Below are 21,031 nucleotides of genomic sequence, written 5' to 3' on the forward strand. Positions count from 1 at the left end.
TCCCGGAGATTCGCCGTGCCAAACGATCCGGACGTTACGCGCGTACCCGCCACGGACCGCCTGCCCGCCGACGAACCCTCTCCAACCGTCGTTCGCCCCGCCGATTTGCCCGCCACCGATGCGCTCCTCGGCAATTCAACGCTCCGCTCAGGGCGCCCCACGGCATCTAGCCTCCCGACGATTCCGGGCTATGAGGTGTTGCGGGAGATCGCTCGGGGGGGGATGGGCCGCGTGCTCGCTGCGCGCGACCTCACACTCGGCCGCGAGGTTGCCATCAAGGTGCTGCTCCCGGGGACCGCAATACACGACACCGTGTCGCGGTTCGTGACCGAGTCCAAAATCACCGCGCGACTCCCGCACCCGAACGTCCCGCCCGTGTACGCCCTCGGTACCCTCACCGACGGCTCGCCCTTCTTGGCAATGAAGCTGATCGCGGGCACCACTTTCACGAACGCACTCCGGAGCCGAACGGCGCCGACCGACGATCTCCCGCGGTTCGTGCAGACGTTCGAGCAGGTGTGTCTGGCCGTCGGGTTCGCACACTCCCAGGGCGTGATCCACCGTGACCTGAAACCGTCGAATATCATGGTCGGGGCGTTCGGCGAAGTGCAGGTCATGGATTGGGGACTGGCCAAGTCGGTGGCCGCGACCGACGAGCGCGAGCCGGACGCGCCCGCGCCCGAAATCGGTGACGAAACGCAGGCCGGCCAAGTGATGGGCACGCCCGCGTACATGGCCCCAGAACAAGCGCGCGGGGAACTGGTCGATAGCCGCGCTGACGTGTTCGCCCTCGGCGCGATCCTGTCCGAGATCCTCACCGGTGCGCGCCTGTTCGTCGGGAAGACATCGGCCGAAGTCGTCGCGTGTACCGCGGCCAACGATATCGGCGACGTACTCGACCGGCTGAATGCGTGCGGCGCGGATACCGAATTGGTCGCGCTGGCGAAACACTGCTTATCGCTGAACGCGGCCGACCGCCCCGCCGACGGTAAGGCCGTAGCCGACGCGGTCGCGGCGTACCGCGCGGGCGTGGAGGAGCGGCTGCGCACGTCCGAGCGCCAGCGCGCCGCGGATGCAGCAAAAGCGATCGAGCTACGCAAACGGCGCCGCGTGCAGGTCGCTTTGGCGGGCGCGCTTGTACTGCTCCTGTTCAGTGCCGCGGCGTTCACGGTGTGGGAGATGCAGCAAGCGGCCGAGCGCCGGCTCGAAGCGAGCCGATTGGCCGCCGAGCACAAGGCCGATATCGAACGGGCCGAACGCGAAAAACAGGAAGCCGCGCTGCGTCAACAGGCGAAGGACAACGAGGCCGCGGCCGAGAACCGGCAAGCACTCACCGAACTCGTGAAGCGGTGCGAAGAAGCACTTGTCGCGAGTGACGAACTCGCCGCGGGCGCGGCCCTGGCAGACATCGACCGCCGGGCGAACGCACCTGGTGCGGAAGACTTTCGCGCGCGCATCGACCGCTGCCGCAAGGATCGCGCGATGCTGGTGACCCTCAACCGTATCGACGACCAGCGCTGGACCCCGACACGCGGATCGTTACCGCCGCCCTCCGCCGCCGTTCCGCATTGGGGGCGAGCGTTTAACGATTACGGCATCATTCCTGGGACTACGGCACCGGCGGACGTTGTTCGGCTCTTGGAGGGCTCTCCCATTCGCGAGCGCGTGCTCGCGTCCCTGGAGTTGTGGCACTTGTTCGGCACCCCGCCGGGATTGTCAGAAACCCTTCACGCGATCGATCCAGATCCGACCCGAGACGCGATTCGGAATGAATCGCGCCAAAAAGCTTGGGCGCGAGTGAGCCAGAAGGTCAAGGAACTCGTCGGAGGAACCGGAACGCCCGAACAACCGACCCGCTTCGTCGCGGCCGTGGGTATCGTTCCCGAAATCGCCTGGGACCAGCGCCGGGCACTCTTGGAGCAAGCCGCGGCTCGAACTCCCAACGATTTCGCCGTCCTTATGGGGCTTGGTGGGACACGTCCCAATCCCTCGCCCGCTGCAATTGGCGAGCGGGTGCGGTGGTGCCAGGCCGCGGTTTCGGTTCGCCCGCAGTCGTTCGTTCCGCGGATGAGCTTGGGTATCGCTCTCTGGGAACAGGGGAAACAAAGTGATTCGATTCGGTGCTTCCGCGACGCGGTCCGGCTCGGTCCCGAGAACGCCTGGTGCCATTACAACCTGGCGAAGGCGCTAAGGGACAGTGGCGATGTGCGTGGCGCGATCGCGGAACTCCGTGAAGCCGTTCGACTCGCCCCGCGCGAAGCATTGATCCGCGAATTACTCGGCACCTCGCTCGGCATGGACCGTGACTTGCCGGGCGCGATCGCGGAACTTCGTGAAGCGGTCCGGCTCGCCCCGGAGCACGCCGGCGCTCACCACAATCTGGGAACCGCGTTGCTGCTGTCGCGGGATCTGGACGGCGCTATTGCCGAGTTCCGCGAGGCCGTTCGCCTTCAACCGGACGAACCCAATTTCCTTTACACGCTAGCCAATGCACTATGGGACAAGCGCGACCTGGACGGCGCAGAGGAGTACCTCCGCAAGGCCATCGCTAGCGACAAGAATTTCACCAGCGCGCACTACTCTCTGGGCCTTCTTCTTAAAGAAAAGGGCGATGCGCCCGGCGCGATCGCCGAATACCGCGAAGCCATCCGCCTCGACCCGAAGCACGCACGTGCCTACTACGGTTTGGGAATTGTGTTGCGTGCGAGTGGCGATGTGCCCGGTGCGATCGCCGCGTACCGGAAGCTTCTTGAACTCAACCCCAATCACTCGGCCGGACACAACGGATTGGGTAACGCCCTGGCGGATACGGGTGATTTGGATGGTGCGATCGCCGAGTTCCGCGAAGCGCTCCGGCTCAATCCCAATAACGGGCCAGCGAAGGCCAACCTCGCGGACCGCCTGAAAGAAAAGGCCGAGCACGTTGCCCCGCCGCCGCGAGAAACCAAGAAGCGGTAAAAGGCTGCGGCATCTGTACCGATCCACAGAGAATGAACGCGAGCGGGGCGGGGTGAGAACTTGTCTTCCCACCCCGCCCCGCTCGCGTTCATTGCGCTCGCGTTAACGGCCACAGCCCGGGGCCAGGAACGCGATGAGGACCACCGGAAGTGGTAAGCCGAGCAGCAGTGCGGCCAAACCCCAGCGGATCTTTCCCCAGCGCGTCGTGGGTTCTTCTTGCGGCATCATATCGGTATCTCCTCAGCGGAGTGAAATGGGACGATGATTCCTGGTTTGGCCGTCCGTGACTGGCCGATATGGAGTAATGCAAGCGCTGTGCCGAATCGAATGGCTCGGTCGAGCAGAAGACGAGCGGGTTACTTCTTGTCCGGCTTCGGAATCTCGCCTTTGGCCGGTCCCCACTCGGTTGGCTTGTACGCGATCTCCAGGTGCGGCGTTTCGATCCGCTTCCCCTTCTCGTGCTTGCTCGTCATTGCCGCGTCGAGGGCGCCCGTTGTGAGCAGCGTGCGCTCCACGGGGTAGGGTGCGTGCCCGGTGGTGACGAGTGACTCGATTGCCCGCGTGAGTTCCGCGAAGTGCGCGAACGGGTCCGGCTGCTGCAAGTAGAACTGGCACACGTCGGGCTTGTCCTGCCCTTTGCGCTGGCCGGCGAAGATGAACGGCGAGCCGTCGTTCTCGTGGACCCAGCCGTTGGGGATCACAACGAATGCCCGGAACCCGTCGCGGTACTCGACCTCAAACGTACCCGCGTCGGCGGTTTTCGAGGTGATCGCGCGCACTTCGCCGTTTGCGTGGGCGGTGGCGAGTTTCAGTGCCTCTTCGAGTAGCGGCTTGGTCCATTCGTGTTTGTCGACCGCGTCCCACATCGCCTTCCCGGTGTGACACGTGACGGCCTTAACGCCGGTTTCGCCGCCCTTGCGTCGCTCGATCATGCACTGCAACCCTTCGAGCGCGTGAAACCCGTAAGCCTCGAACGGACCGTACCCGATCTGAACCGCGCCGGTGATCTCGCACCCCTTTGGCAGCACGACGTTCGGTTTCCGCCACGTTACCGGGATCGACGATCCGGCGAGCATCGGCACGAACAACTTCCGCGCCCGGTCGTACATCGCTTTCGCGTCGTCCCAGGTGGCCGCGAGGTGCTTGTCGTTGAACACCGGGACGGACTTCTTCGTGTCCTCGAACACTTGGCAAATCGCATCGAAGAACCGGCGCCGCGGATAGAGGAGTTGCCCCTTCTCGTTAGTCGGGTACTGCCCGTGCTCGCCGATGGAGAGCACGCCGTCCACCGCGAGCCCTTTCCCACCCAGCGTGAGCGCTTCGGCCACGGTGTTGCAAATCTTGAAGCCGTGCTTTTTGGCGAGATCACGACTCATGTCGTTCTTCGGCACCTGATCGGTGACGAGCGACACGAGTTCGAGATCGGGCTTGGCCCCGCCCGGGTACCCATCAAGGAGGTTCCGCAGGATCACGTCCGCGTGCGACCACTTGCGATACTCGGTAACAATGGCAGCGATCTTTTTCTTGGGCATGGGGATGTGCTCGAAGGAGGGAGGCGGGGAACGGGGAGGGAAGGAATCGCGGATGAACGCAGATCAAAACCAAATCAGATTGGCCACAAAAGCAGAGGGCAGAGAACAGAAGGCAGAGACCAGATGCGAGTTCGGTTTTAAGCCCCGATAGGGGCGGCAGCGTGTAGCCAGGGGTGGAGCGAGCGACGCGAGTGCAACCCCTGGCGGGCAAGTTGACTTACCAGTTATCGGCGGCGTAAACGGCTTGTGCGGCGGCTTCTTCCGTGCCCAGTGGGGTGCATTCGAGGCCGACGTACCCGGTGTACTCGAGGGCCTTCAGTTCCTTCAGCACGCGCGGGTAGTGGATCTCGCCCGTACCCGGTTCGTTGCGCCCGGGGTGGTCGGCGAGTTGGATGTAGCCGACCATGTCTGCTGCGAACCCCTCCCGCAGGTGACCGCAGAGGTCGCCTTCGGTGATGTGCATGTGGTACAAGTCCCACAGAATCTTGACGTACTTCGAGTTGACTTCCTTGACGATCTTCAGAGTCGGTGCGGACCCGTACAGGCAGTGGCCCTTGTGATCGACGCGGATGTTCATCGGCTCCAGGATGAGCGTGATGCCGTGCTTCTGCGCGATCGGCGCGCCTTTCTTCAGCCCCTCAATGACGTTCTCGTGCATCTTCTCTTGTGGCACGTCCTTGATGTCGTCGCCGGCCACCACGCACATCATCGAGCACTTCCACTTTTTCGCGACCTCGCACCCTTTCTCGATCTTCTCCACGAACTGGTTGTGGTTCTTGGGGTCGTTGAGACCGGGTTTGAAGCCCCACGCGGTGAACTGCACGATCTTGATCCCGAGCCGCTCGCACGTCTCGGCGACCGCGTTTTGATCCTTGTTCTCCCACGGCCACAACTCGACCGCGTTGAAGCCCAGTGCGGCCGCGGCTTCGAGCCGCTTGAGATAATCCCGCTCCTTGCGCCACCACATCTCGATGTTGACGGCGAACTTCGTGTTCTTGGTCTGCCCCGGTTTTGCGACCTTCGACTCGGGTTCGGCCCGGCCGGTCGACGGAACCAGCGCGACTACCGCGCCGGCGGACAGGAACGTGCGGCGATTGGGTGTCATTTGGGAGAGGCTCCAGAGGGATGGTGCAGCGAGATTAATTGCCCGGTTTGAACGCCGTCAGAACGCGCGAGGCGGTTCCGTCCGACCACTTGATACACCCGAGTCCGGGCGCGTACCAGTAGGACGTCTTCGCGGTCCCGTTGGGGTTATCGTTTCGATCGACGCGGATCGCTTTGAACTTGCCGGCCGGGACTTCGATCTCTTCCCAGCCGAGCGTTCGGGTTTCTTGCCCGTGTAAGTTGTCGGTCCAAGTGTTGTTGTCGACGTGGGGGAGTTTCAACCACCACACCGATTTGTCGAGATCGCGGTCGGAGTACCGCACGACTTTCAGCCCCGCGGCCGACGCGACCACCGTTTGATCGTGCGTCCGCGCGCCCTGTTTGTCCTCGAACTCCTGCGTCACGGCGATCCCGTCGTCCGTCTTCTCCACCTTGGTGACGACACAGACGATCTCTTGCCCGCGCAACTCGGACACCATGCGGTCACCGACCCGCGTCGGGAAGCACACCGGTTCGTCCTTCGGCATCAAGTGCTTCGGAACCGGTGCGCTGGGCGCTACGGGAGCCGAGAGCACGAATGTGCCAATGATCGCCACGAGGAGAGCGGTGCGCGCGAGCCGTGAGTGAAACACGAAAGCCTCCTTCTGCGTACTTGGGCGCGAACCGGTTACGAAACCGTCATCGGTCGGCCGTTGTCTTTGGCGCTCAAGTTCAGCAGGAACGGCGCAGCGCGCTTTGCCCACGCATCAGGCTTGGGGTAACTGCTCGCCCCGCCCGCAAAGGCCAGTCGAAGCATGTCCGTGTCAATGATCCCCGGGTTTAGCGGCACCGCGGCCATCCCGTTCGGGAGTTCCTGAGCGAGCGCGAGGGTCAACCCCTCTACCGCGTACTTTGTGGCGCAGTACGGAGCCACGTCCGGTGCGGTGCTGCGCCCCCACCCGCTCGAAAGGTTCACGATCACGCCCGTCTTTCGTGCCACCATCGCTGGAACGAACGCGCGGATCACGTGAAAAATGCCCTTCACGTTCACATCAAGGAGCGAATGAAACTCGTCCGCGGGCACCTTCCACAGCGGGGCCGGGGTGTTCATGAGTGCCGCGTTGTTGATGAGCAGGTCCGGCGGGCTGAACCGCGAAAGTACCTCGTGCGCCCACGAACTCACTGCGGTCGCGTCGGTCACGTCGACTTGCTTGAAGTCGTGCGGCGCGGGGAACTCGGTACGCAAGGCGCGCACATGCCCGTCGCTGCGCCCGCACCCGATGACGGTGTGCCCGGCCGCCGCGAACATCGAAACGAGCGACCGGCCCAATCCCCGTGTCGCGCCCGTAATAACGATCGTTTTGCTCACGAGATCCTCGCCCCCGTCCTTCGCGAGAAAGGGAAATACAGAGTAAAATGAACCGCGAGTGCTGGTGTGGGTTACGCTCTTACGGCTTCCCGAACACCTGCACCCAGTACGGTTCCCCCTTCTCGTTCTTCGCTACGGCAACCCCGATCTCGGTGTAGTCCTTCTTTAAAATGTTGTCGCGGTGCATTTCCGAATCCATCCACCCCGCGACGACGTCTTTCGCGCTCTTCTGGTTCCACGCAATGTTCTCGCCGATGGTACCGGACTTGTATCCCGCGGCTTTGGTCCGATCGGCAGGCGTTTTGTCGTCCAATACGTGTTCGAGTTTGTCCTGTTTGGCCATGTTTTGCGCGTGACCGCGGGCCGCTTCCATCAGTTGCGGGTTCGGTTTCAGTGGTTGCAGGTCGGCTTTTTTCCGCTCCGCGTTGGTCAGATCGACGACGGCTTGTTCGTCCGCGGTGAGTTTTAAATCCTCACGCGGGGCGTCTTTCTTGTCATCTGCGGGAGCGCCGGAAAAGAAACTCGGGGTGATCGCGAACAGTAAACAAGCGAGCCGGTTCATTTGGCTTGCTCCGCGCGATAGAATTCCGGAGCCTATTGTGCCCGGTCGCCGCGTGCGACACAATGGGCTGGTTGCGCGCTTCGCCCGATCGCCACAATTTGTGCGAATTGACACCCGGGCGCGCAATAAGCTATAGTTGAGTCGTTCAATTCGTGATCGCGTCTTTGCGTGCGGGCCGGATGTCCGCTCTCGTGCGAGCAAGATGCTGGTTCCCCGTCTGTGGGGAGCCGTTCAAATGAGCCGCCAATCCCTTCTGTCGGGGCGGCCGATAGGAATTCTTGCGGGCCGCGCCCGCGCCCGTGGTACGAAACGAAATGGGAACGCCGACCGATCCGACCGGCCGTCCGTCCTCGGCGAAAATCGCTGGGCCGGTACCGTCGTCGGGTGAACCGGCGCCTCCCAAAAAAGAAGGGTCCACGGATTCGCACCGACCGACCAGTTCCCTGTCCGAACTGATTCAGAGTAACGGGTCGTCGCGGACCCGCACGAACGAGTCCGATATCGCGCAGTTCCTCGCGCACCCACAGGGCGGTGCGGCGAATTCCGATGACGCGCCCACGGTCATCACTCACAACGCGAAATCGCCCCAACCCGCCCCCCCAGTGCCGCTCACGGTCACCGGGGAACCGCCTTCGATTGCAGGCCGGCGCCTGGGGCACTTTGAACTCATTGAGGCGATCGGTTCCGGCGGGATGGCGGCCGTGTTGAAGGCCCGTGACCTCGAACTCGGGCGCATTGTCGCGCTCAAAATTCTGCCCCCCGAGGCCGCACGCGACCCGGAAAGCGTCACGCGGTTCAAGCAAGAGGCCCGGTCCGCCGCGAAACTCGACCACGAGAACATTGCTCGGGTGTACTTCTGCGGAGAAGACCAGGGGCTGAACTTCATCGCGTTCGAGTTCGTCGAGGGGGACAACCTGCGGGTCATCATCGACCGGCGCGGGCAACTGCCGCCCGGCGAGTGCGTGCGCTACATGATGCAGGTGGCCGCGGGGCTGAACCACGCGGGCGAGCGCGGCGTCGTTCACCGCGACATCAAGCCGTCGAACATCCTCATCACCCCGGACGGGCGCGCGAAGATCGTCGATATGGGGCTGGCGCGGTACCTCGGCTCGGAACTGGTGAACGGTACCGTCACGCAGTCCGGGGTGACGCTCGGCACGTTCGACTACATTTCGCCGGAACAGGCGCTCGACCCGCGCCGCGCGGACGTGCGGAGCGACATTTACTCGCTCGGCTGCACCTTCTACCACGCGCTCACCGGGCGGCCCCCCGTTCCCGAAGGGACCGCGGCCCGGAAGCTCCGCGCGCACCAGGAGGACGATTTCCTCGACCCGCGCGAGCTGAACCCGGCGATCTCCGACGAACTGGCCGCGGTCCTCGCTCGGATGATGATGAAGAACCCGGGCGCCCGCTACCAAACGCCGAACGAACTGATCTCGCACCTGAAGGGACTGGCGGAGCGCCTCCACGTCGCCGACCCGCTCTCGCACGACAGTGCCACGAAAGCGGTTCCCGCCGAACTCCGGCTCCTGCCACAAACCCCTCGGCTCCGCCCGTGGTGGGTACTGGCGGTCGTCGCGGTGGCGCTGGCGGTGGTCGCGTTCGTTGTGTCCACCGGCGATCCCGGCCCCGCGCCCGGTATTCCCGGCCTCGCTAGCACCCAACCAAAAGACAAGGACCACAAAGATAAGAAGGGCGGCGATTCGGGTACGCAACCGACCCCGCCCGTGCCACTGCCGGCCGCGACCGGCCCGGTGCAAACGATCGGAGAGTTAGCGAAGCGACTCGAAGACCCGAACACGACAGAAGTAGAACTCGCGCCCCGTTCCTTTGATTTAAGCGCTTTGCCCCAGGGCATTTTGTTCCAAGGTTCTTCTCTGAAACTCGTGGGGGCGAGGAACGGCACGACCCGGATTATCGTGACCCCTGGCTCGGCGTCCGCGCGGATCGCGGGTGCGGGAGCCGTTGCAATCAGCGACGTGTGGTTCGAGTTCCGCCACGACGAGCACCTTTCCCTTGTTGCGTCTGGTGCTCCGACGGGACTGCAGGTCGACGATGTAACCAAGATCGAATTTACCGACTGCGCCTTTGTTCCGGATAGTTCACAGGTGAGTCAGAACCACGAGACCCGGGCGGTGGTCGTTACGCGGGCCACCACTACCACCACCGCCGTAACGCGGTGCCTGTTTGCCCCCGGGGTGGTCGGGTTGGCGCTACCCGCGGGTTCGGAGGTGACAATCACCGACAGTGGGTTCGCCCCGCACACGACGGCCGCCGTGCAAATCACCACTGACGCCTCCGTTGCGAGCGAACCGGCACCCCCATCTGTGATTTCGATCAAGCGCTCGTCATTCATGCTCAATCCCGGTGGGGCCGCGGTTGAAGTGGGCGCATCGGTGCGCGTGTCCGTCGAGGCCTCGGACAGTCTGTTCGCACTGGTCGGCGGGAAGGAGCTCCGCCCCCCGTTCGGGACACTGGATCTTGTGAAATACGGGACCGTCACCCGCGTGCGCGGCGACAAACTGAGTCTTGATAACCTCAAGAGCGTGCGATTCTCGGTTCCGTCCGGACGCGCGAACGCCTTCTACCGCGTTCACCCGATCGGGACGTCGAAAAGCTCGTTCTCTTTCGAGGAATGCAAGGGCGTACCCGATCTTTCAACTGAGGAAAAGAGCCGCAGCGAGTTGACGCAGGCGCCCTGGTCCGACCCGAACCCGGTTACAACGGTCGTCTCGAACACCCCGCATAAAGCGTTCCGTCTCCATGTGGAGACGGATCGCTCGCTGTTCATGGAAAACAAGGGGGAGACGACGGAACCGTTCGGCGCCGTGTTCCACGTCAAAGACGGCAAGAACGGGCCGCTGGCTGGTGCGCGCCGGTTGGCGTACTCCGACATCACGTTCTGGCCGCCGCCCCGACCGATCGCACCTTCCAAGTTGGCGGAAAAGATCTGGTACCCTTCCGCGGAAGCGGGCACGAAACTCGCGCCGGGCGAGTTCACCAGCCTCCGCACACTCCTCCGGGAAGTGCGCCCGGGGGATACGATCCTGATCCGGCACAACGGCGCGCTGAAAGTCGACGGTGAAGAGCTGAAGGCGGCGACCAAGCCGAGTGAGGGCGAACTCCGCGTCACGTTCAAGCCGTACCCCGGGTGCGCGTTTGTCCTGGGGAGCCAGGAGGACGAGGACGTCGATCAGAGCCTGTTCAAGTTGAAGTCCGGCGAGGTGACGTTCGACGGGATCCATTTCGTCCTGAAACCGAGCCGACCGAAAAACGAGGTGACGGCCGCGGTCGCGGTGCTCGGGGGCCGAAGTTGCACGTTCAAGAACTGCACGTTCACGCTCTCCGAAAAGGACGACGCCCAGATCGCGGCCGTGTACCTGCCGAACCTCAAGCCGGTGATGGAGATGGACCCGGGCGCGCGACCGGTGCCTCGAGTGGTGTTCGACCACTGCATGATCCGCGGGCGCGGGCGCGGCGTGTGGGTCGAAGTGACCCGCCCGCTGAACCTGGAAATGACCGACACGCTCACCGCGCTCGATGGTCCGGTGCTGTTGTCCGAAGCGGGCGGCAAGCCGGTCGCGACCAGTGCGAGCGCGGCGCGGTTCGTTCGCGTCACGGCTCTGGTGGCCGGGCCGATCGTGGAGATGCGCGGCGCAAAGGCCGCTGACACGATGCGCACCGCGGGCCTCATGAGACTGGACGTGGAGGCGGACGAGTGCCTGTTCGTCGGGGTGCCGCTCGCCGGGCGCGCGCTCGTGGAACTCGACGGCGTCGAGCCGACCGACTGGAAATCCGTGTTGAACTGGCAGGTGAAGAAGCCCAACCTCTACGCGAACTTCGAGGCAACGGCCGTGGTCGCGCAGATCCGCCCGCTCCACGGCGAGGGTACCGCGAAGGAATGGAGCTGGGACGACTGGATCGGTAACGTGGGCGAGCCGACTTCCGTGGCCGGTAAGCGCCTCGGGAAAGTGACGCTCGCGGCCCCTCCAACTGTGAAGGAACTCGCGGCCGTCAAACCGGCAGACGTCGCAGTGAAGGACGCCGACTTCCCCGCTACGCTCGACTCGAAACTGATCGGCTCGAAGCTGGTCGAGGCGGGCGCCGACCCGAAAGAACTGCCGACCGCGCCCGACGAAATGAAACCGGACCTCGAGTGACGGTGCAGATATAAAAGCGAGAGCGGCCCGGGACCGGTGGTCGAATCCACCGGTCCCGGGCCGCTCTCGTTTCCGCTCGGGGACTACTTCTTCTTGGCGGCCGGCTTCTTGGCGGGCGCGGCTTTGGCGGCCGGCTTCTTGGCGGGCGCGGCTTTGGCGGCCGGCTTCTTGGTGCCCGACTTCTTCGTACCGAAAATCGCGTCGTACCCTTCACCGAACTTACTGTCTTCCGACATACCCATCCGAACGATGCTCATGGCAGCCCCTGTGTGGTACCGGTCGGGGTGATGTCTGTCGCGGGCCTCCGGGGGCGGGCACCCTTAGTTGGGCGCCTCGGCCCCACAAAGGGCCGGCTACAGGAGGTCACGAATCAGCCCGACGTGGTACGAGTAATGGTGGTCGTCGTGAACTAGTGTAAGTCACACTCGGCGCGTTGTCACGGGTGCCCGTACCTTTGAGCGTGGTTCGTGCTCATTTTCCGCAGGCGAATCGGAACAGGATCTCGGCCGCGGGCTCCAACTGTGCGAGGTCGATCCACTCGTCCTTGGTGTGCGCCTGTGCGATGTCGCCCGGGCCGAACACGATCACCGGCACGCCCGCGGCGGCAACGGTCGCGGCGTCGGTGCCGAACGGAACCGGGTGAACCGTGTGGCTCCCGGTAACGGAATCGATGGTCGCGCCGAAGCGCTTCACGAGGTCCACCGAGAGTGCGGGGCTGAGGGGGAGGCACCCGGCCGAACTGCGCGTGAGGGTGAACGGGAAATCCACACCGGGCAGCGCCTTCAAAACAGTCTCGAGTTCCGCGGTCGCGCTCTCGTAGGTCTCGCCGGGCAGCAAGCGCCGGTCCAGGTCCGCGCGACAGAAGTCCGGCACGGTGTTCGGCGACACCCCACCGGTCACGCGCCCCACGGACATTGTGCGCGGCCCCAGAACCGGGTCCGGGGGCGCGCTTTGTAACGTGCGCGCGTATTCCTCGATGCCTTGCAGGAGCCGGGCCATGCGGTACACCGCGTTGATGCCCTGTTCGGGCCGCGACGAGTGACACGCGCGCCCGGTCGTTTCGAGTACCCACCGCGCGACGCCTTTGTGGGCGTTCACGATGTTGAGCAGCGTCGGTTCGGCGACGATGGCACAGTCCGCGCGGAACCCGGACGCCATCAGCTCCTGAATCCCCGCGCCCCCGTGCTCCTCGTCCACGGTGAACGCGAGCGTCACTTTCGCGGAGTTGGCCGGCTTTTCCCGGATGAGCCGCGTGAATGCGGCGAGCATGACCGCCCCGCCGCCCTTCACGTCACACGACCCGCGCCCGTACAGCTTCCCGCCCTCGACTTTCGCGCCGAACGGTTCGACGATCATTCCGTCGACGGGCACCGTGTCCTGGTGCGCTTCAAACAGGACGTGGCCCGGCGCCGGTCCGGGCGGGGTGTACGTGGCGACGAGGTTCTCGCGCCCGTCGGCGACGCGCTGGCGGTAGAACTCGCCTCCGAGTGCACGAAGCTGAGCTTCCAGGAAATCGGTCACGCGCGATTCGTACACGAGTGCCGGATCGAGGTCCGTGCGCCCCATCGAGTTGATGGACGGGAGCCGCACGAGTTCGGCGAGCAGTTGTGGCAGTGGGAGCATGAGGTCTGGTGTACCCGGGGGGCGGCGTTCGCAAAGGGCGACCACGGGGAGAAGCGGAGCGGCCCGGCGCGCTGTACGAGAAAACGACCTGCGGGCGCCCGTGCGCCAACGCGGGTTGGTAGCATTATCCTCGCCCCTCTTTCAGCGATCAACAACTACCGCTATAACGGCACAACTCCCTCGTTCACAGCCGGAGCCGCACGATGAAGGTTCACGAGTACCAGGCCAAAGAACTGCTCGCCGCCGCGGGCGCGAACGTGCCCAAGCACATCGTCTGCAAGACGCCCGACGAGGCCGCCGCCGCGTTCGACCAGCTCAGTAACGGCGGCGGGGTCATGGTGAAGGCCCAGATCCACGCCGGCGGACGCGGGGCCGGACAGCTCGTCGGGTTCGCGGACAAGCTCGGCGGGGTCAAGTTCTGTAACAGCAAAGAAAAGGCGCGGACGATCGCCGAGACGATGCTCAAACACCCGCTGAAGACGCTCCAGACCGGCCCGCAGGGGCAACCGATCCGCACGCTCATCGTCCAGGCCGACGCGGAACCGGACAAGGAGTTCTACGTCGCCGTCGTGTTCGACCGCGGGATCGGGCTGCCGGTACTCATGGCGTCCGCGGCCGGCGGCATGGACATCGAGAAGGTCGCACACGACACGCCCGAGAAGATCATCAAGGTGCCGTTCAGTCCGGAAACCGGGCTGCTCCCGTTTCAGGCCCGGCGCCTCGCCTACGAACTCGGGTTCACCGGCGATCAGGTCGCGAAGGCCGAGAAGATCATGCTCGCGCTCTCGAAGGTCTACCTGGAGAAGGACGCGACCCTCGCCGAGGTGAACCCGCTCGCGGTCACGAAGTCCGGCGACGTCGTGGTGCTCGACGCGAAGTTCGATTTCGATGACAACGCTCTGTTCCGCCACAAGGACGTCGCCGCTCTGCGCGACGAGAGCGAGGAGAACCCGGCCGAACTGCGGGCGGGCAAGGCGAACCTGAACTTCATTCAGTTGGACGGGACCATCGCGTGCCTGGTGAACGGCGCGGGCCTGGCGATGGCCACGATGGACATCATTAACTACCACGGGAAGGCCCACGGCGTCGGCCCGGCGAACTTCCTGGACGTGGGCGGGAGCGTGACCGCGGCCGGGGCGGTCGAGGCGTTCCGCATCATCCTCTCCGATCCGAAGGTGAAGGGCATTCTGGTGAACGTGTTCGGCGGGATCGCGAGCTGCGCGACCATCGCCGACGCGCTCGTGAAGGCCGGCAAGGAGGTCGGGTTCAAGGTGCCGGTCGTCGTGCGGCTCGAGGGCAACGAGGTCGAAAAGGCGCGGGCCATTCTCTCCGCCGCGGCCGCCGACCTCCCCACCCTGAAGACCGCCGCCGACCTGACGGGCGCCGCGAAGCTGATCGTCGAGCTGAGCAAGTGACTTACCCGCTTCTTCCGGAGAGGAACCCGAAGATGATTGTCCCCCTGACGTCGCGTCGCGCGGCGGCCGCGCTCCTCGCGGTGCTGCTGGGGCTGGCCGCGCTGCCCGGGTGCGGCGGGTCCACACCCCAAGCTGAGAAGAAGGAAGACAAGAAAGAAGACCCGAAGAAGGGACCGGACGCGGACCCGAAGAAGGGACCGGACGCGGACCCCAAAAAAGGCTCTGCGCCCAGCACCGGGCCGCAGAACATGCTCGGCCCGGTCGAGCCGGCTGCCGAAAAGGTGGCGGAGACGTTCCTGAAGGACTTGGGCCAGGGGACCGCGAAAGCGGACGCTCTCTCGCCGGCGCTCCTCAAGGACGTGGGCAAGCCGCTCGAACTGCCGGACGACATCAAGAACGGTGTGAGCCCCGACGCCGCGGCCCGGTGGCTCAAGTACATCGGCGAAGGGTACACCTTCTCGCTGGCCCTGGACCGGCAGCAGGCCGGGGACGTGGTGATCTGGCGCGGTCAGGTCAACGGGCGCCAACTGCCGCCTACCGGTGGCGGGTACTCGCTGCGGCTGATTAAGGACGCCGGCGCGTGGAAGGTGGACGCGCTGGCCATCACGTCGGCGGAGTTCAAGGGGCGCATCGCGGTCGGCCCCGCGGACGCCGCGCTCCAGGAATTCGCCGCGACGTCGTTCGTCGAGCTCCTGGCCGACTCGAACGGGATGGAGCCGAAGAACCGCGCCCCGGCCCTCGCGCACGCGATGGTCCCCGCGCTCCGGACCTCATGGGCCTCCCCGTTCGAGGGAGATACCAAACAGGGGTACGACTACAGTACCGGCAAACTGACGGTCAAAGCCACCGAGTTCGGCGGCGGAACCAAAGAATTCAGCGTCTCGAAGATCGCCGACCTGACGTTCAGCGCGGAACTCACCAAGCCCTCCGGGAAGAAGACGATCGTCGTGAAGCTCGTGAAGGGGACGACCCCGGGCGAGTGGCTCGTGAGCGAAGTGTCCGAAGCGCGAAAGTAATCCGCGGCCTTCCCGTAGCAGGGGCCGATTCCGCTACGGGTACCGCACCACGGTGTTGTTCACCCGGTCGGTGCTTTCGGGGGACGAATGGCGCCCGACGACTCACTCGATCGCCTGCACCGCGACCTCGGCCTGAAGCGCTTCAACCCGCTCTGGGCGAAACTGGAAATCGTGTTCGGCCTGTTCGTGGTCGCCGCGGGGCTGTTCGGCGGGGTAAAACTCGCGCTGCGCCCCGAAGTTGAAATCCCGCCGTGGGCGTGGCTCGGCCCGGTGCTGCTCGTCACGCTCGGCGGTTACCTCGCGCTCGCCGGACACCGCAGTCACTTGTATCAATCGAATAACCGACTCACCGCGCACCTGGCGGACCTGATCCGCGCGCAACAAAAATCCGGACCCCCGCTATGAGCATCCTCGTCGACAAGTCCACCCGCGTCATCTGCCAGGGCATCACCGGCTCGGCCGGGAGCTTCCACACCGACCAGTGCCTGCTGTACGGGTCGCAGTTCGTCGGCGGGGTCACGCCCAAGAAGGGCGGCACGACGTGGAAGGGCGAGAAGTCGGAAAAATCGCTCCCGGTGTTCAACACCGTGGCCGAGGCGGTGAAGGCGACCGGCGCGACCGCGAGCATGATCTTCGTCCCGCCCGGCGGCGCGGCCGACGCGATCATGGAGGCCGCGGACGCGGGCGTCACGCTCATCGTTGCCATTACCGAAGGCATTCCCGTTCTGGACATGGCCCGCGCGAAGCGCTACCTGCAGACGAAGCCCGGCGTGCGGCTCGTCGGGCCGAACTGCCCCGGCGTAATCACCCCGGGCCAGTGCAAGATCGGCATCATGCCGGGGCACATCCACAAGCCCTGCGGCGCGGGCGAAAAGGGCATCGGCGTCATCAGCCGGTCCGGGACGCTCACCTATGAGGCCGTGTTCCAGCTCACCGCCCTGGGGCTGCCGCAGAGCACCTGCGTCGGGATCGGCGGCGATCCGGTGATCGGCACGAACCAGATCGAACTACTGGAGATGTTCGAGAACGACCCGCAGACGTCCGCGATCCTGATGATCGGTGAGATCGGCGGGACCGCGGAAGAGGCCGCGGCCGAGTTCGTGGCGAAACACGTGAAGAAGCCGGTGGCGGCGTTCATCGCGGGCCAGACGGCTCCCCCGGGCCGGCGCATGGGCCACGCGGGCGCGATCATCTCCGGCGGCAGCGGCAGCGCGGCCGACAAGATCGCGGCACTGGAGAAGGCCGGCATCGAGGTCGCCCCCACGCCCGCCGATCTGGGCAGCGCCGTACAAAAGGCGATCGCGAAGAAGAAATAACGCTACGCAGAGGCATTGAAACAGACGGGGCGAGCCATCAGGCTCGCCCCGTCTGTTTTTTGGCTTTGACGAGTCGCGCCCGCGAGAGAGCGGAGATGCCCAGCGGGTGAGAAGCAGAAGGAAGAGTCGCGGATAACGCAGATCACACGGATCAAACAACAACGTACTTTTAAGCCCGGTAGGGATGTAGGCGAGTAGCCAGGGGTGAAGCGCTAGCGCAACCCCTGGCGGACTTCCGCGCGGTCTCTGGCTCACGACGAGCCGCGACCGCAAGGGAGCGGGCCGAGACACCCCGTGTGTTAGGTACGAATCTCGGGAACCGCGTGTCTCCCGCGCCCTCGCGGTCGCGGCTCGTTCGCCCATAACGACGACGGAGCACCCTCATTGCGCGGGCGCCTTTTCCCTGTGTTCTTTCTTGCCGAACGTCTCGCGCAGTTCTTCCAGCGTGCCCTTCCGCGGCTTGGGAGGAATGTCCCAGAGCGTCACGTGACCGGTCCCGGTGCCGGTGGCGATGTGTCCGCCGTCGGGGGCGAACGCGACGTGCGTGACCGGTCCCGCGTGGCGCAACGGCGTGCCGAGCGGCAAGTTGGTGGCCGCGTCCCAGAACCGGGCGGTCCCGTCGCGGCTGGCGGTCACCAGGAGCGCCCCGTTCGGGCTGATCGCGACCCCTGTGACCGCTCGCTCGTGTGGCATTTGCGGCCCCACCCGGGCACCGGTTTGTGCGTCGCGCAGTTCGGCCGCGTTCGAGCGCATGGCGAGCAGGATCTTGTCTCCGGTCGGGGTGTAACGGGCGTCGAGTACCTCGTCGCCGATGGCCCACTCGCGGAGCGGCGTCAGCGCGTCGCCCTCCAGGACGGCGGCACTGTCCCCGAACGCGACGAATACTTCTCTGCCGTCCGGCCGAGCGGCGATCGCGCTCAGTTCCACCCCCGCCGGGAGCGCTTGGGTCGGTGGCCGGGACTTGGACGCTTTGAGCGTGGCCGCATCGTACCGCGCGACGAGCGTCGAACCCATGACGAAGAGCGCCGTGCCGTCGCGCAGGGGCTCCAGTCGGTGGACCCGGCCCAAACCGAGCGACGGGACGGGTTCGACCTTCTTCCCGTTGGGGACCGCGAACCAGTCGAGCCCGTCGCGCGTTCCCTGGAAGACGCGCGCGCGCTCGGCACTCGCATCGAACCGGACCGTGAGCGCGTCGTTGTAGAGGTCGAGCGCGATCGGAACGCGCTTGCGGGTGCGCGGGTCGAACAGGTCGAACGTCCGGTCGTCGGCCACCGCGAGCCGGTCCCCGGTGGGTGAAAAGTCCAGCCCGCGGATCCGCACCCCGCGGCCCGCGGAGATCAGGTCGCACGGCGGGTCCGGCGCGGTACACAGGTAAACGGAGTTGCCCGCGGGGACCGCGAACTCGTCCGTGCCCGGGCGGAACCGCATCCGCATGACCTCGCCGTGGAACCGGAGCGGGATGCCGATCGGCTGGCCGGTGTCGCGGTGCCAGAACCGCACGTTCCCGTCTCCGTCGGACGCGACCAGGAACGGTTGCTTCTGCGTGAACGCGACCCCGTTGCCGTAGGCCCCCGCGAGACTGAGTTCGAGAACCTCTTTACCGGTCCCGAGGTCGAGAACGCGCACGAACCCGTTCGGGCCGGTCACGGCCACGCGCCGACCGTCCGGGGACAGGGCGATATCGGTGATCCACCCCTTGGTGGGCCACCGGCCCAGTTCTGCGCCCGTGGTTCCGTCCCATTCGCGCACCCACCCGGCGCGGTCCCCCGTGTACAACTTCTGACCGTCGGGCGACGCGACCATGATTTGCAGCGTTGCCCCGTTCGCTCCGGACTTGGGGATGAACCGCTTGGTCACTGGAGCGCGGGGATTCGTGATGTCCCAGCGCCTCACCCCGTTCGCCGCGTCGCTGGTCCAGAGCACCCGGTCGGTCGAAAACGCCATCGTCCACAGGCTCAGGTCGTTGCCCTGGATCTTGCGCACGTCCGCGTCGTCCGCGTCGAACGTGCCGATCGGGGCCACTTCCTCGGTCTGGCGGTCCAGATTCGTTTCCCACAGTGTAAGGGACGCATCCGTTCCGCCGGCCGCGATCGTCCGCCCGTCGGGGCTGATGGCCACGGTCCAATACGTGAGGAGCTTGGGCGCGAAGCCGAGGGCCGTTCGCCTGAGTTGGAGTGTGGGTTTGTAGGTTCGTACCCGTTTCCGCGAAGCAATGTCCCAGAGGTACAGTTCGCGCGACCGCCCGGCGGTTACGATGTGCTTGCCGTCGGGGTGGAACGCGGCCAGACGCGGTTGCTCGGTGTGCAGGAACCGGCTCCGCGGGAGCGGGAGGTCGCGCTCCCAGGCGGCGAGGTTGATCCGGACGACGCGCTCCAAGTTCTCGTCGCCGAGTTCCACGGCCAGTTCCGCGGCCCGCACGAACAGTTCCAACCCCTCGTCCAGGCGCCCCTCTTCGCACCAGTTCACGGCCCGGCGGAAGACGAGTTGCGCTTCCCGCTTCTGAGTCTCCGTCATCGCGTCCTTGGCGCGAATGGTCGAGCCCTCAGCTAACTGTTTCAGACTCTCTTCCCGCCGGGCCTTTTCTTCCGCGCGTGCCCACATCGAACCGAACGTGACGAACGCAGTACACAGCACGATCGCGAGTAGGGTCAGCAGCCCCGCGACGGACGGGTTCCGCTTGATGGAGAGCCAGAGGCGCTCGAAGTTGGTGACCGGGCGCGCCTTGGTGGGGCGGTCGTCGAGGAACCGGCGCAGGTCGTCGGCGAGGGCTTCGGCGCTGACGTAGCGCCGGGCCGGGTCTTTCGCCAGACATTTCATCGTGACCGCGGCGAGGTCGCGTGGCACTTCCGGGCGGAACGAGCGCACGTCCGGCGGTTGCTCGTTCACCACCTTCATCATCACGCTCAACGGCTCGGTACCGATGAACGGGGGCCGCCCGGCGAGGCACTCGAACAGGATCGCACCCAGCGCGTACACGTCCACCGCGGGACCGATGCGCCGGTCCCCGGCCGCCTGTTCCGGCGCCATGTAGTGCGGAGTGCCAACGATCTGTCCGGTCTGCGTGAGGTCCGCGCCGGACTCCTGGGTGAACTTCGCGAGCCCGAAGTCGGTGACTTTGGGGAGCGCGAGGTTCGGGGTGCGCAGTGTGGTGCGCGACGCCCCGGACGCGGCGACCGTCTTTTTGTCCCCGCTGCCCGGCTTCAGGTCCGGGTTCGGGGTACCGAAATCCGCGCTCGCGAAGAGGATATTGCCCGGTTTGAGGTCGCGGTGGATGATGCCCTGGAGGTGCGCGGCGTGGACGGCCCGTGTGATTCCTTCCAGGAGTTCGGCCGCTTCGCGCGGGGTGAGGCGCGGGGCCGTGCCGTCGTTGGTCGCGCGAAGCTTGCGGCTGAGTGACCCGCCCTCCAGCAGTTCCATCGCGAGATAGGGAACCGGGACGTGGTTCGGCCCGTCGTAGGTGTCCACCTCGAACACCTGAACGACTTGCGGGTGCTGGGCGCGGGCGAGCACTTCGCCCTCGAACAGGAACCGCTGAACGACGCGCGAGTCGGCCGAGGCACCGGCCAGGATCATCTTGAGCGCGACGAGCCGGTTCAGGCGCCGGTGCCGCGCCTTGTACACGATCCCCATCCCACCGCGCCCGATCTCCCGGAGCACCTCGAAGCCGGGCACCCGCGGCAGCCCGACGAACACCGGCGCGGCCGGCTTCCCGCCCACGATCAGCGTGGCGTCTTCTGGTGTGGAGGCGACGCCACCCGAGCGCGCGTCCGGGAGCACCCCGGAGGACAGTTCCTTGTACCGGGCCACGGCCCCGCTCGCCTGTTCGGTCAGCCGGTCGAGCCGGCCCTGGCACTCCGGGCACCCGTCCACGTGTCCGGACACGAGCGCGAGCCGGTCGGCCCCGAGCGAGTCGTTCAGGAACCCGGCCAGATCGGTGTCATCGGGGCAATCGGACATGGAACACCCAAAATGGTGCGTGACGAGTGCCGGGCGCCAA

Annotated in this window: 15 protein-coding genes; 6 read left to right on the forward strand and 9 right to left on the reverse strand. The window is 65.6% G+C overall.

Going from position 1 to position 21,031, the window contains the following annotated elements:
* The first annotated feature begins 15 nt into the window (after nucleotides 1-15).
* Entirely contained in the window at nucleotides 16-2,958 is a 2,943-nt protein-coding gene (locus VT84_RS34065; RefSeq protein ID WP_082842678.1) for a serine/threonine-protein kinase, read from the forward strand.
* A gap of 102 nt (nucleotides 2,959-3,060) precedes the next feature.
* On the opposite strand, the gene VT84_RS41870 is transcribed toward VT84_RS34065, so the two are convergent.
* From VT84_RS41870 to VT84_RS34090, 6 genes are all read right to left on the reverse strand, one after another.
* A complete protein-coding gene (locus VT84_RS41870) occupies nucleotides 3,061-3,186 on the reverse strand; it encodes a hypothetical protein (RefSeq protein ID WP_255359522.1) in 126 nt (41 codons plus the stop codon).
* Nucleotides 3,187-3,314: 128 nt separating this feature from the next.
* Nucleotides 3,315-4,490, reverse strand: a complete 1,176-nt coding sequence (locus tag VT84_RS34070; protein WP_082842679.1) for a hypothetical protein — start codon at nucleotides 4,488-4,490, stop codon at nucleotides 3,315-3,317.
* Nucleotides 4,491-4,707: 217 nt separating this feature from the next.
* Complete coding sequence (locus VT84_RS34075) at nucleotides 4,708-5,595, reverse strand: hydroxypyruvate isomerase family protein (RefSeq protein WP_082842680.1); 888 nt, start codon at nucleotides 5,593-5,595, stop codon at nucleotides 4,708-4,710.
* A gap of 34 nt (nucleotides 5,596-5,629) precedes the next feature.
* Nucleotides 5,630-6,226: a hypothetical protein gene (locus tag VT84_RS34080; protein WP_082842681.1), complete on the reverse strand. Its 597-nt coding sequence runs from the start codon at nucleotides 6,224-6,226 to the stop codon at nucleotides 5,630-5,632.
* 35 nt (nucleotides 6,227-6,261) lie between these two features.
* Nucleotides 6,262-6,942 carry an SDR family oxidoreductase gene (locus VT84_RS34085; protein ID WP_082842682.1) on the reverse strand — a complete coding sequence of 227 codons (681 nt, stop codon included), beginning with the start codon at nucleotides 6,940-6,942 and terminating at the stop codon, nucleotides 6,262-6,264.
* A 79-nt stretch (nucleotides 6,943-7,021) separates the two neighbouring features.
* Nucleotides 7,022-7,504, reverse strand: a complete 483-nt coding sequence (locus VT84_RS34090) for a CAP domain-containing protein (RefSeq protein ID WP_082842683.1) — start codon at nucleotides 7,502-7,504, stop codon at nucleotides 7,022-7,024.
* 314 nt (nucleotides 7,505-7,818) lie between these two features.
* Between VT84_RS34090 and VT84_RS34095 the strand changes: the two genes are divergently transcribed.
* Nucleotides 7,819-11,664, forward strand: coding sequence for a serine/threonine-protein kinase (locus VT84_RS34095; RefSeq protein WP_082842684.1), 3,846 nt, complete (start codon nucleotides 7,819-7,821; stop codon nucleotides 11,662-11,664).
* An 83-nt stretch (nucleotides 11,665-11,747) separates the two neighbouring features.
* On the opposite strand, the gene VT84_RS39230 is transcribed toward VT84_RS34095, so the two are convergent.
* A complete protein-coding gene (locus VT84_RS39230; protein WP_157470152.1) occupies nucleotides 11,748-11,921 on the reverse strand; it encodes a hypothetical protein in 174 nt (57 codons plus the stop codon).
* Between the two features lie 214 nt (nucleotides 11,922-12,135).
* Entirely contained in the window at nucleotides 12,136-13,287 is a 1,152-nt protein-coding gene (locus VT84_RS34100) for a M20 family metallopeptidase (protein ID WP_082842685.1), read from the reverse strand.
* A gap of 203 nt (nucleotides 13,288-13,490) precedes the next feature.
* Between VT84_RS34100 and sucC the strand changes: the two genes are divergently transcribed.
* The 4 genes from sucC to sucD all read left to right on the forward strand — a co-directional run bounded on the left by sucC (nucleotide 13,491) and on the right by sucD (nucleotide 17,034).
* Entirely contained in the window at nucleotides 13,491-14,702 is a 1,212-nt protein-coding gene (sucC, locus tag VT84_RS34105; protein WP_082842686.1) for an ADP-forming succinate--CoA ligase subunit beta, read from the forward strand.
* A gap of 32 nt (nucleotides 14,703-14,734) precedes the next feature.
* Nucleotides 14,735-15,718, forward strand: a complete 984-nt coding sequence (locus VT84_RS34110) for a hypothetical protein (protein ID WP_082842687.1) — start codon at nucleotides 14,735-14,737, stop codon at nucleotides 15,716-15,718.
* A gap of 87 nt (nucleotides 15,719-15,805) precedes the next feature.
* Nucleotides 15,806-16,123: a hypothetical protein gene (locus tag VT84_RS34115; RefSeq protein WP_082842688.1), complete on the forward strand. Its 318-nt coding sequence runs from the start codon at nucleotides 15,806-15,808 to the stop codon at nucleotides 16,121-16,123.
* Nucleotides 16,120-17,034, forward strand: a complete 915-nt coding sequence (sucD, locus tag VT84_RS34120; protein ID WP_082842689.1) for a succinate--CoA ligase subunit alpha — start codon at nucleotides 16,120-16,122, stop codon at nucleotides 17,032-17,034. The genes VT84_RS34115 and sucD overlap by 4 nt, the downstream gene beginning before the upstream one ends.
* Nucleotides 17,035-17,415: 381 nt before the next feature.
* Here the strand turns inward: sucD and VT84_RS34125 are convergent, their stop codons facing one another.
* A complete protein-coding gene (locus tag VT84_RS34125) occupies nucleotides 17,416-20,991 on the reverse strand; it encodes a serine/threonine-protein kinase (protein ID WP_082842690.1) in 3,576 nt (1,191 codons plus the stop codon).
* Nucleotides 20,992-21,031 lie beyond the last annotated feature (40 nt).

Source organism: Gemmata sp. SH-PL17, assembly GCF_001610855.1.
Taxonomy (GTDB): domain Bacteria; phylum Planctomycetota; class Planctomycetia; order Gemmatales; family Gemmataceae; genus Gemmata; species Gemmata massiliana.

Coding starts and splice junctions, on each gene's coding strand:
- VT84_RS41870 (WP_255359522.1), bottom strand. CDS start 3,186: ATGATGCCGCAAGAAGAACCCACGACGCGCTGGGGAAAGATCCGCTGG.
- VT84_RS34070 (WP_082842679.1), bottom strand. CDS start 4,490: ATGCCCAAGAAAAAGATCGCTGCCATTGTTACCGAGTATCGCAAGTGG.
- VT84_RS34075 (WP_082842680.1), bottom strand. CDS start 5,595: ATGACACCCAATCGCCGCACGTTCCTGTCCGCCGGCGCGGTAGTCGCG.
- VT84_RS34090 (WP_082842683.1), bottom strand. CDS start 7,504: ATGAACCGGCTCGCTTGTTTACTGTTCGCGATCACCCCGAGTTTCTTT.
- VT84_RS34095 (WP_082842684.1), top strand. CDS start 7,819: ATGGGAACGCCGACCGATCCGACCGGCCGTCCGTCCTCGGCGAAAATC.
- VT84_RS39230 (WP_157470152.1), bottom strand. CDS start 11,921: ATGAGCATCGTTCGGATGGGTATGTCGGAAGACAGTAAGTTCGGTGAA.
- VT84_RS34100 (WP_082842685.1), bottom strand. CDS start 13,287: ATGCTCCCACTGCCACAACTGCTCGCCGAACTCGTGCGGCTCCCGTCC.
- sucC (WP_082842686.1), top strand. CDS start 13,491: ATGAAGGTTCACGAGTACCAGGCCAAAGAACTGCTCGCCGCCGCGGGC.
- VT84_RS34110 (WP_082842687.1), top strand. CDS start 14,735: ATGATTGTCCCCCTGACGTCGCGTCGCGCGGCGGCCGCGCTCCTCGCG.
- VT84_RS34115 (WP_082842688.1), top strand. CDS start 15,806: ATGGCGCCCGACGACTCACTCGATCGCCTGCACCGCGACCTCGGCCTG.
- sucD (WP_082842689.1), top strand. CDS start 16,120: ATGAGCATCCTCGTCGACAAGTCCACCCGCGTCATCTGCCAGGGCATC.
- VT84_RS34125 (WP_082842690.1), bottom strand. CDS start 20,991: ATGTCCGATTGCCCCGATGACACCGATCTGGCCGGGTTCCTGAACGAC.